An 11,603-nucleotide genomic window follows, 5' to 3' on the forward strand; every position below is an offset into this window, starting at 1 on the left:
GTGTTTAAGTGTTTAAGTGTTTAAGTGTTTAAGTGTTTAAGTGTTTAAGTGTTTAAGTGTTTAAGTGTTTAAGTGTTTAAGTGTTTAAGTGTTTAAGTGTTTATAAAATAACAATATTTTAAATTCATTATCAAGAGTATAAATCTAAATAAAAATAATATTGTAGAGTCTGTTGATATTTTAGCCATACCTTGTGTTATTGGCTAAAGTGACATAAACACGGTATGAAACATAGTAAAGGAATCCCTCCTTGTCGAGTTTCATAACGCAGTTTAGGGAAGCTTTAGCCATAACCCTACGGGACAGGGACATTTTTGCCGCCGCTGAGGTATGTTTTGCCTACTCAGTGAGCAAGACATACCTATATCGTCTAAAAATGTCCTCTGTCACAATGAGAGCGACAGCTTGTAAAGTGAAATGTCAACAGACCCTATTGTAAGTCTGTATTTTTTAGATGAAAATTTGAGCTCAATAATTATAAACTTCAAGCAAAAAGGATAAATATATGATGCATCGTAGAATTCTATCTACTCTAATTGTTGGTAGTTTGGGGTTTGGTACAATAGTGCAAGGCTATGCTCAGGACACCAAACAATTGATTGAGCAAAGTGTCAGCCAAAATAATGATAAGTTTGTCAAAATTTTTAAAGATATTCATCAAAACCCTGAACTCGGTTTTATGGAGTTTAGAACAGCAGCTATTGTGGCAAAAGAACTTAAATCCTATGGATATAACACCACTGAACGGATTGGTAAAACGGGTGTTGCTGCTGTCATGAAAAATGGGGATGGTCCAATTGTCATGTACCGAGCCGACATGGATGCCAATGCTGTTAAAGAAACAACAGGGCTTCCATATGCCAGTAATAAGATTGTAAAACTGGATGATGGGACTGAAACACCCGTTGCACATACATGTGGGCATGATGCTCATGTTGCATGGATGTTAGGCACAGCAAAGTTTCTTGCCGAACATAAAGATCTGTGGAAAGGAACGGTGGTCTTTATTGGGCAACCTGCGGAAGAACCAATTTTAGGTGCAGAAGCAATGGTCAATGATGGGCTCTATAAAAAATATAAGATTCCTGAACCTGATTATCTATTTGGTATTCATGCTGCTCCTGTTGCCGTTGGTGTCATTGCTGCTGCAACAGGGGTTCGTATGGCAGGAACAGATCAATTTGATGTCACATTCCATGGTATTGGCGGGCATGGTTCTACGCCAAATTTATCCAAAGATCCGATTGTGATGGCGGCAACCGCGATTACCCAATACCAAACGATTATCAGCCGAGGCATTGATCCTAAAAATGCAGCTGTGATTACGGTTGGTTCTATTCAAGCAGGAAGCAATAACAATGTCATACCTGCATCAGCCTTACTTAAAATTAATCTGCGTTGGTTTAATGAACGTGATCGTAAGTTGATGATTGATGGAATTACACGCATCAATGAAAGTATTGCTTATGCTTATAATATGCCAAAAGATAAATACCCAACGACTGAATTCAAAGGTTGGGCACATCCTTTGGATAATGATGTTGCATTAACTAAAGTAGTGAAAAATGCATTATCGACTTCAGGACTGATAGAAAACCCTAAATACTTACTCGATGAAAATGTTCTCCCATCTATAATGGGGTCAGAAGATGTTCATCATCTTGTTATTCATAATGAAAAGAATGCATATAGTTATATTCATGTGGGTATTGCAGAGCCTCAGCGATTTATTGAAGCATTTAAGCAAAAGAAGTTGCCTTTTAATGCACATAATGGAGATTTTGAAATCGATTTATCTGCGATTCCATATGGTACGAAAGCAGGTATTTTTTCGATGTTAGCAATCTTGAATAACCCACCAAAATCTTGAAGTGATGATCAATCGTGATCATGTCATAAGTTTTAAGTCATTTGATACACAAGTTCCGATATTTGTTGAGCTTTGCAATTCAGATATCGGAAAATCCAAAATCAGTGTTAGAAAATAGCCATTGATATCTGATGTTGGGAGCAGCTTTAAAATTCTGTTTAAAAAATAAGTATATTTTTACATTTTCACAACTTCGCATATACATGCGATGCAAGTTAAAAAATAATTTGATCTGTAAAATTAGAGAAGTCATCTTTTTCTATTGCGATGGACGCTACATTTTACTCGCTGACTATTGATTGATGGTAGGCATAGATGTGAGTTCACATAAGTGGCAATAGTAAGTTCCTATCTCTAACTGTAGTTAAGTTTGAAAAATGAGTCAGTCAAATTTCATTTCCACAAAAGTGGTTCATCTAAAAATGTGATTTGGATTGTAAGCTCATTTTGATTCTTTAAATCATTTTTTTTAACGGCAATCAACGTCTTATGTTTTCTCCTTATATTCATGCATTTGCATTGTTTTTTTCATTATTGAATCCCTTCTTAATGAGTGTGTACATGGTCGGGATGATTCGTAACACTGATGTAAAAGTCTTTAATAAAGCCTTGATTCAAGGAAGTTTGATTGCTTTTGCTGTTTTTGCATTATTTGCATGGGGTGGTGAGAATATTTTTAGTCGTTATTTAAATGTACGCTTTGAATCATTCCAGATTTTTGGTGGATTAATCTTTCTCGTTATTGGTTATCGTTATGTATTTCAGGGTGCAGAAACGATTGGGGAAATGCGAGGTGCTCCTGAACATTTGGTAGGAACGATTGCCATGCCGTTTATGATTGGGCCAGGTACGATTAGTGCCGCAGTTGTAACCGGTGTAAGTGTTCCATTCACGGGTGCAATCGCTGTTATTGCGGTTACACTTGCACTGACGTGTAGTATTTTAATTGCGATGAAATATGGGCATGATCATTTACGTTATAAACATGCCAAGCACATTGATCGTTATTTTGACATTATGGGGCGTTTATCTGCTTTGCTGATTGGTACGATTGCGGTTGATATGATCGTTAATGGTGTTATGGGATTGATGCAATCAGCAAATTTGCATTGAGTTTCTTGATATATAATTTTGTATATATGGTATTTATTTTTGAAATGTATTTTTATTAAATTTCAGTAAATTCAATAAAAATACTGTTAATGTAATCGTTATGAAATAATCCCCCGAGATACCATAAAAATCGTTGATGATGTTTTATGGATTTATCCGTATTTTTACGGAGGGGAATGAACGATAATAGCCACGTTGTATTCTCTATGAGTTCTCCTATGTATCCATTAGATCAATTGAACCAAGCACCTGACGACCAGTCAGAGCTTACAATGTCAGTTTTGATGACACCTGATATGGCAAATTTCTCAGGTAATGTTCATGGTGGAGCAATTTTAAAACTGCTTGACCAAGTTGCTTATGCTTGTGCAAGTCGTTATTCGGGTAGCTATGTTGTTACCTTGTCGGTTGATAAAGTAAATTTCAAAGAGCCGATTTACGTTGGTGAATTAGTCACTTTTTTAGCGAGTGTTAATCATGTTGGGCGTACTTCTATGGAAGTGGGTATTCGCGTAGAAGCACAGAATATCCAGAAACGTACCATTCGACACACCAATACGTGTTATTTCACGATGGTTGCTGTTGATGAGGAGCGGAAACCAAAAGCAGTTCCAGTTTTGAAGTTAGATACAGATTGGAAGCGTTGCCGTTTTGAAGCTGCTGAGCAGCGTAAAGATATGCGCTTACAAGAGGTTCATCAACCTTCGTGCAGTATTTTTAAAAAACCGAGCAGTGTTAATTAGTTCATAAACAGGCTTTAAAAAAGATCGAACCGCAGCATGGTTCGATCTTTTTTTATTTGTAATTAAGATTTGTACAAAAGTTGTGTGAAAGTAGATGTTAAGACTGCTTTAATTTGTTGTGCTCGGCGCAGAGCTTGCACTTGCTTCACTTGCAGTTTCATCCATTGTTGCTGGATCTTGCGTTTCAGGTTGCTCCTGAGTGGAGACAACAACTTTTTCTTCCGTTAGGTCGGCATGATGTGATTCCTTATGATTTGATGCAGCGAATGCTGTTGCCGCAGCAAGCGTTAGTGTTGTAGCAATTAAAGTTTTGATAAGTTTCATGTTTGGCATCCATATTTCAATTTGATTTAAGTTTTAGCCAAAATTTAAGTCATCAATGAATGTGAAATCTCAAACCTTGGCATGGGGTTCATGCTAAGTGCCAAACTTTTTTACAGCAATATTCTTAACAATCCTTTACGTTGGTCTTAACAATAGTGCAGCATAAATGAGCCTTATGTGGTTTCTTGGTAAAACTCTAGGTTTCAAGAGGCCACGATAATGTATCTAAATATATTTTTGTGATTAGAAAACAATCTAAAACTTTACGTGTTTAGAACAATCCTGAGATTCGATGCAGTTTCTCATGATTGAATAAAGTTATTGTTATGCCTAAATTGAGAATATTTTTAGATGTTAGTATAGGCTAGGAGGGATGCTGAGCTTTTGGTTTGTTAAAGCCATGATGAAAACTATTCCATTCTTAGAAATTTTATCTATAAAATAAAACAAAGTTCAATTTAGAGAACCATGTGAAGATTCTTGCTCCTAAACCTGTTCCAACACATATTATTTCTGGTTTTTTAGGTGCAGGTAAGACAACTTTATTACAGCATCTATTGGCACAAAAGCCTGAACATGAAGTCTGGGCGATTCTTATGAATGAGTTTGGTCAAATCGGTGTCGATCAGCAATTGATTGCACAACAGCAAGGCTATGCCGTTAAAGAATTATTAGGTGGCTGTTTATGTTGTAGTAGTCAATTGCCCATGCAAATCGCACTGTCTCGATTACTGAGTGAGAGTAAGCCTGATCGATTATTTATTGAACCTACAGGCTTGGGGCATCCAGCTCAATTATTAGAACAACTCACCGAGCCACATTGGCAAAGCAGTTTGAATATGCGTGCTTTGGTGATTGTGGTTGATGGTAGTCGTTTACATGATCGTGAATGGGTACAACAGAATTTATATACCGATCAACTTAAAGCTGCACAAATTGTTGTCCTTTCGCATGTTGATTGTATGAATGATGCAGATTGGCAGGCGTATTCGGCGTTAAAACAAGAATATCAAACCTATGTACAGTATTGGATTGAGGCTGAAAATGGACAAGTTGGATTGCCTCAAATTGATATTGTGCAACAACCTGTGCAACGTAAAATTCAGCCACTATTAAAATTGCAAAAAATACAGTCAAATGATGAAAAGAGAGCTGAAATAAAACAACTTCCTTATCATTATGTAGAGACAACCCAAGGCTATACGGTTGGGGGGTGGAAATTGCCGAAACGTTGGCAATTCAACTTTTATAATTTATTAGACTTACTCTGTGCCCAACAAGATTGGGTCAGAATTAAAGGGATTTTTAATACTGATCAAGGGTGGAAGAGCTTTAATTTTAATCCTCAACAGTTTAACTATAAGTCTGCTGATGAAAGCATTGATAATCGAATTGAAATCATTACCCAGTCACATCAAGATTGGTTCGCATTTGAAACGCAATTATTAGCGTGTTGCCGTAATATTGATCAATAGCGATGTCAACAAAACAGCGCATTATATTCAATAAATAGAGTATGCTTAGCGCCAAATTTGAGAACACAGTATCGAAGAGTATCGTTTATGGCGTTGAAAGCAACAATATATAAGGTAGACCTGAATATTGCCAATATGGATGAGCATATCTATGCGGATTATCAACTAACGCTTGCTTTGCACCCATCGGAAACGATTGAGCGTTTAATGGTACGTATTTTGGCTTATGCTCGATATGCAGATGAACGCTTAGAGTTTACCAAAGATTTATTTGAAACAGATGAGCCAGCGTTGTGGCAAAAAGACCTGACAGGGCTTTTAGAAAAGTGGATTGAAGTGGGTTGTCCATCTGAAGATAAAGTGAAAAAAGCCAGTGCACGTTGTAAGAAAGTGGCCGTGGTGACTTACGGCTCTCAATCTGATGATTGGTGGCAAAAGAATACCAAGATTAAGACCTTAAGCAATGTGGACGTTTGGCAGTTAGTACCTCAAACGACACAAGCACTTGAACAATTATGTGAACGTACTATGCAATTACAATTGAACATTATGGATGGTGAATGGACACTGTTAAGTGATAAAGGGCAGGTCGACATTCAGTGGCAACAATTGCAATAATTTTCAATAGAACTGTGTCTATGTTTGGAGTGAAATAAATGAGTGCTGAATTAGAGATTATTGATTTAAAGATCGGTGAAGGTAAAGAAGCTGTTAGAGGGGCTTTAATCACAACGCATTACACGGGGTGGTTGGAAGATGGTACTCAGTTTGACTCTTCAATTGATCGTGGCAATTATTTTGAAACAGTGATTGGTACTGGTCGAGTGATTAAAGGTTGGGATCAAGGCATCATGGGAATGCGCGTTGGTGGAAAGCGTAAGCTTATCGTACCTGCTCATTTGGCTTATGGTGCACGTAAGATGGGAAAAATTATTCCTGCAAATGCCAATCTTACGTTTGAAATTGAGCTTTTTGATGTAAAAACTCGAGATGAGTAATTTAATCTGAAATTTTACAAAGCATGGATTGTATTGATTTGCTCAATGGGACCTTGCTTTGTAATTGAATTACAAAAAAATACAATAATATTACAAATTACATTCTCGCAATAACGCTAAGTATCTGAATTTTATTATTTTAATTCTATATCTATTTGTTCTAATATTCTTCTGAAAATTGTTGATTATATAGATGGTTCTGTATATCTTTTAGATAAAGAGCAATGTATTTTAAATCAAATTTTTTTGAAAAAATGTGATATTAATTTACCTTTTGGAGGAATTGCTTTGAATAATAGCCATCGGTGATAAGTCTAGTCACAACAATGGCTCTGTTAATTATAAAAATTCGATGTCTGTATTTACAGGCATTAAAAATTTGAGTGAGTAGAGGTAGCTATGAATGACTATTTGGATATCACCGCATCGGAACTATTAAAAGAACTGCATAATTTTTTCTTGATTAATACGTATAATGGTGCTGAAGCTGGTTTTTGGGTCAATGAGAAAGCATTGATTGATAAGCATTATTGGATGGATGGGGAAAATAAGGTCGAAATTGTAAGAGAACTGAGTCCTTCCCATCAGCATGCGCATCCAGATTACCAAATTACCTTACTCTCTCCTTTGGATGGTCATGTTATATTGTTGGAATATGATGGTGTGGGTAAAAAAATTCAAACGTTTCGCCGTGGAGAGTGGGTCAATCGGTTATATAAATATTTTTATCAAAAAGAACGCTATTATTTACAACAATTGTCTGAACACCCCAATTTTCAATTAATTCAGTATTAATAAAGTTTTTCAGTGCCCAACATAGGTCATGTTGGGTGCTTTTTCTTGTGTTGTGAAAAAATCATTTTATATTGCTATATATTTCATAAAATAAACTTTTAAGATTATTTTCAGATTCTAAAATTATAAATACAATCCTCACTCCCAGTTGGCGCATTAGAAGCTCTTACTTGTCCATAAATTGTAAGATGATTCATGCATGATTCGCGATCAGCCATTTTCTAATATTGAGACGATATCTCTATGACAACACGTTTAGTGTCTTCGACCTTTAAAAAGTTTTTAGGTCTAATGATTGGTGTGGTTGCGACTACGGCAACTTTTGCAGAAAATTCCAAAATTGATGCGACAACGTTAACCGTCATTGGTTATCATGAAATTACTGATCATAAAGATGCACTTATTCCAAGCTACGCTGTAACAACACAACAATTTAGTGAACATATTGATTGGTTACAAAAGAATGGCTATCACTTTATTAATGTTGATCAACTCCTTAAAGCCCATCAAGGGAAATATACTTTACCAACGAAGCCTGTATTGTTGACTGTTGATGATGGTTATCAGTCTTTTTATCAAAATGCTTATCCCATTATCCGTGCAAAAAAAATTCCAGTGGTGTTGGCTGTGGTTGGTTCTTGGCTAGAGCCAAAAGCCGATCAGAAAGTTGATTTTGGTGGAGATGAGATCACACGGAATAAGATTTTAAGTTGGAATGAACTTAAAGAAATGCAAAATAGTGGTTTTGTTGAAATTGCGAGCCATAGTTATCATTTGCATCGTGGTGTCACCGCAAATCCTCAAGCTAACTCAGAGCCTGCTGCGATTACTCGAATCTACGATCTAAAAACCAAAACCTATGAAAGTGATGCACATTACCAAGCACGTGTTTATCAAGATTTAAAAAAGAATAATGACTTATTAAAAGCACATGGTTTACGTTCGCCGCGTGTCATGGTTTGGCCTTATGGTCGGTACAATATGCAATTAGTACAAATTTCGAAGCAATTGGGTATGCCGATTACGATTACTTTGGATGATGGTGCTGATCATGCAAAACAATCGATTCAAAACATGGGACGTATTCTAATTCAAGGCAATATGTCGACCAGTGCATTGGCACAGGAAATTAAAAATCGTGAACTCAATTTAAATGACAATAATCGTCCACAAAAGATTATGCATGTTGATTTAGATTATATTTATGATCCAGATCCACAACAACAAGAGCGTAATTTAGGCAATCTTTTAGATCGTATTAACGGTATGGGTGTAAAGACTGTTTATTTACAAGCATTTTCTGATCCTGATGCTAATGGTTCTGCGGATATGGTGTATTTTCCAAATCGTCATATTCCAATGCGTGCGGATTTATTCAATCGGGTTGCTTGGCAAATTCAAACACGTACGCCAGTTCAGCGTTTATATGCTTGGATGCCTTTACTTGCATGGGAATTACCTAAATCAGATCCAGTATCAAAAGATTTAGTTGTAACGCAACAAGCAAAAGCAGGTGAGCACTTAAATATGGGTTATATTCGTTTAAGTCCATATTCACCTAAAGCTCGACAAACCATTAAAGAAATCTATCAAGATCTTGCAAAATCGACGCCATTTGATGGTCTATTATTCCATGATGATGTGACATTGTCGGATTATGAAGATGCAAGTCCTCAAGCCTTAGCAGCTTATGCAAAGCAAGGTTTACCAACGGATCTTACTCAAATACGGGGCAATGATGACAAATTGCAGAAATGGACAGCATATAAAACGCGGACATTAGACGATTTTGCAATGGAGCTTGCTGGTGAGGTGCGTCAATATCAACCGTATTTGATGACGGCACGTAATTTGTATGCACAAGTTGCACTGAATCCATATGCGGAAAACTGGTATGCACAATCTTTGGAAGAGTCATTAAACCGTTATGATTTCACAGCGATCATGGCAATGCCTTATATGGAACAGGTTGATAATCCCGAAAAATTTTATACCGATATTATGAACCGAGTAAAACAGTATCCAAACGGGATTAAAAAGACGGTTATGGAGCTACAGGCAATTAACTGGCGTAATGACCAAAAAATTCCTTCAGAAGAAATGGCTGCAACGATCAAATCACTTTATCAACAAGGTGCAATGCATATTGCGTATTATCCTGATGATCCGATTAAAGAACATCCAGATGTAGAAACGATGCGTAAGGCTTTTGCTTTAAAATCATCACAATTAGTACCATAACGGAGTAATGTGTCGATGAGTGTAATTGCTTTATTATGGGCTAATGCCATTAAATTTGTTTTTTATTATCCATTGTTTATGTCGTATTTATGGATGGTAGGGGCAATTATTTTCTACTGGAAAGAACGTCGAGACCCACCTTATCAGCAACCCGCAGCTTTGCCTGAATATCCTAAAGTTGCTGTTCTTGTTCCTTGTTTTAACGAAGGCGATAATGCAGAGGAAACCATCAGTCATGCTCTAAAATTAGATTATCCAAATTTTGAAGTGATTGCGATTAATGATGGAAGTTCAGATAACACAGGTGAAGTACTTGATCGTCTAGCTGCACAGCATGAAAAATTACGTGTGGTACATCTTGCACAAAACCAAGGTAAAGCTATGGGGCTGCAAGCGGGCAGTTTAATGACGGATGCAGAGTTTCTGATTGGGATTGATGGTGATGCTTTACTTGATCCACATGCGGCACAGTGGATGATGCGCCATTTCCTAGAAGATTCAACTGTGGCGGCGGTGACAGGAAATCCACGTATTCGTACACGTTCGACATTATTGGGCCGAATTCAGGTTGGGGAGTTTTCTTCAATTGTGGGCATGATTAAACGAGCGCAACGTACTTTTGGGCGTTTATTCACAGTCTCAGGTGTGATTACAGCATTTCGTAAAAGCGCAGTACATCAAGTTGATTATTGGTCTCCAAATATGCTGACGGAGGATATTGATATCACTTGGAAATTACAACGCGCTGGTTGGGACGTTCGTTTTGAGCCAAATGCCTTGGTTTGGATTTTGATGCCAGAAACTTTTAATGGTTTGTGGAAACAACGTTTACGTTGGGCAATGGGTGGGGCACAAGTTCTAATTAAGAACATTGATGTCTTTTCTAAACCAAAACTCAATTTTCTTTGGCCATTAATGTTAGAGCTTTGTTTAACATTGGTTTGGTCATATTTGATGCTGATTATGGCTGTCATGTGGCTGTTACATTTTGTATTTACAATACCAGCCCTTGCTATCGTCAGTTCGCCATTTTTACCATACGGTAGTGGAATTTTATTAGGTGCGACTTGCTTAATTCAGTTTGCTTTAAGCAAATGGATGGATAGTCGTTATGAACCAAACTTAGGGAAAAATTATTATTGGATGATTTGGTACCCATTTGTGTTTTGGTTAATTACGATTACTGCTACAATCGTCGCCTTTCCAAAGGTTCTACTTCGCGCTGAAGAAAAACGTGCCCGTTGGATTAGCCCAGATCGTGGAATTCGCTGAGTCGCAAGATTCATTTTGCTGAGAATAGAAATGAAAGCAAATAGTTTGATTATTGATGTACGTCATCAACTCCCTTGGCATAAGCGTTATTTTTCTACGACCACGACTGCGATGATGTGGGGTGGTTGGTTATTATTATGGCGACCATTTATTTTGGTTTGGGTGTTAATTGAACTGCAAAAAACGCATCTTGCACAACGTTTAATGGCTGCATTCAGTCAAGGTCTTGAGCACGGAATTACGGCACTTTTCATGTGTGCAGTAGCATTATTATTATGGGGACTGTTACCTTCAAAACGCGTACATAAAAAACATGCAATTGAAAAAGAACTCCCTGATTATGCGCATTATTTTGAGTTGCCTGAACACGAGATCCAAGTGGGTCGTCAACAGAAAGTTACAACACTACATCATGATGAAAATGGTAAAATTATTCGTGTTGAATAATATTTATTGTTATCTCTAAATGACATTGAATGCCTTAATTTAAATTGAGGCATTTTTTTATGGATGTGTACTAAATTTTAGGCATAAAAAAACCAGCTTAGGCTGGGTTTTTATTTGCACCATTTTTCATTAGTTGAAAAATGGTGCCCGAGGCCAGACTCGAACTGGCACGCTTTGTGGGCGGGGGATTTTAAATCCCCTGTGTCTACCGATTTCACCACTCGGGCATGTGCGCAATAATAGAGGAGACTTTAAAACTTGGCAAGACTAAAATGCATTAATTGCTTTCTTTTCAATCAAGTTATGTGTTTATTTGACAAAAAAT

11 protein-coding genes and 1 tRNA gene are annotated in these 11,603 nt (G+C 37.0%); 10 read left to right on the top strand and 2 right to left on the bottom strand.

The features are described 5' to 3' along the window. The first annotated feature begins 505 nt into the window (after positions 1–505). The 3 genes from MMP60_RS15630 to MMP60_RS15640 all read left to right on the top strand — a co-directional run bounded on the left by MMP60_RS15630 (position 506) and on the right by MMP60_RS15640 (position 3,726). A complete protein-coding gene (locus MMP60_RS15630; RefSeq protein ID WP_241337257.1) occupies positions 506–1,870 on the top strand; it encodes an amidohydrolase in 1,365 nt (454 codons plus the stop codon). 489 nt (positions 1,871–2,359) lie between these two features. Then, on the top strand, positions 2,360–2,983 hold the full coding sequence (locus tag MMP60_RS15635) for a MarC family protein (RefSeq protein WP_241337258.1): 624 nt from the start codon (positions 2,360–2,362) through the stop codon (positions 2,981–2,983). A 218-nt stretch (positions 2,984–3,201) separates the two neighbouring features. After that, a complete protein-coding gene (locus MMP60_RS15640; RefSeq protein WP_241337279.1) occupies positions 3,202–3,726 on the top strand; it encodes an acyl-CoA thioesterase in 525 nt (174 codons plus the stop codon). A gap of 108 nt (positions 3,727–3,834) precedes the next feature. Here MMP60_RS15640 and MMP60_RS15645 read toward each other — a convergent pair whose 3' ends face one another. Continuing rightward, positions 3,835–4,050, bottom strand: coding sequence for a hypothetical protein (locus MMP60_RS15645; RefSeq protein ID WP_241337259.1), 216 nt, complete (start codon positions 4,048–4,050; stop codon positions 3,835–3,837). A 470-nt stretch (positions 4,051–4,520) separates the two neighbouring features. On the opposite strand from MMP60_RS15645, the gene MMP60_RS15650 reads away from it, so the two are divergent. The 7 genes from MMP60_RS15650 (at position 4,521) to pgaD (ending at position 11,278) form a co-directional block, all read left to right on the top strand. After that, entirely contained in the window at positions 4,521–5,525 is a 1,005-nt protein-coding gene (locus MMP60_RS15650) for a GTP-binding protein (RefSeq protein ID WP_241337260.1), read from the top strand. Positions 5,526–5,612: 87 nt separating this feature from the next. Further along, entirely contained in the window at positions 5,613–6,143 is a 531-nt protein-coding gene (locus MMP60_RS15655; protein WP_241337261.1) for a YaeQ family protein, read from the top strand. A 38-nt stretch (positions 6,144–6,181) separates the two neighbouring features. Further along, entirely contained in the window at positions 6,182–6,523 is a 342-nt protein-coding gene (locus MMP60_RS15660) for an FKBP-type peptidyl-prolyl cis-trans isomerase (RefSeq protein ID WP_241337262.1), read from the top strand. Positions 6,524–6,922: 399 nt separating this feature from the next. Beyond that, positions 6,923–7,318, top strand: a complete 396-nt coding sequence (locus tag MMP60_RS15665) for a hypothetical protein (protein ID WP_241337263.1) — start codon at positions 6,923–6,925, stop codon at positions 7,316–7,318. Positions 7,319–7,609: 291 nt separating this feature from the next. Continuing rightward, positions 7,610–9,559 carry a poly-beta-1,6-N-acetyl-D-glucosamine N-deacetylase PgaB gene (gene pgaB, locus MMP60_RS15670; RefSeq protein ID WP_241337280.1) on the top strand — a complete coding sequence of 650 codons (1,950 nt, stop codon included), beginning with the start codon at positions 7,610–7,612 and terminating at the stop codon, positions 9,557–9,559. Positions 9,560–9,574: 15 nt separating this feature from the next. Further along, positions 9,575–10,831, top strand: coding sequence for a poly-beta-1,6-N-acetyl-D-glucosamine synthase (pgaC, locus tag MMP60_RS15675; RefSeq protein ID WP_241337264.1), 1,257 nt, complete (start codon positions 9,575–9,577; stop codon positions 10,829–10,831). Positions 10,832–10,861: 30 nt separating this feature from the next. Beyond that, positions 10,862–11,278, top strand: coding sequence for a poly-beta-1,6-N-acetyl-D-glucosamine biosynthesis protein PgaD (gene pgaD / locus MMP60_RS15680; RefSeq protein WP_241337265.1), 417 nt, complete (start codon positions 10,862–10,864; stop codon positions 11,276–11,278). Positions 11,279–11,419: 141 nt separating this feature from the next. Here the strand turns inward: pgaD and MMP60_RS15685 are convergent. After that, a tRNA-Leu gene (locus MMP60_RS15685) sits at positions 11,420–11,505 on the bottom strand. Between the last annotated feature and the right edge of the window lie 98 nt (positions 11,506–11,603).

Origin of the sequence: Acinetobacter sp. ANC 4805 (genome assembly GCF_022549495.1) — a bacterium.
In the GTDB taxonomy this organism is placed as follows: domain Bacteria; phylum Pseudomonadota; class Gammaproteobacteria; order Pseudomonadales; family Moraxellaceae; genus Acinetobacter.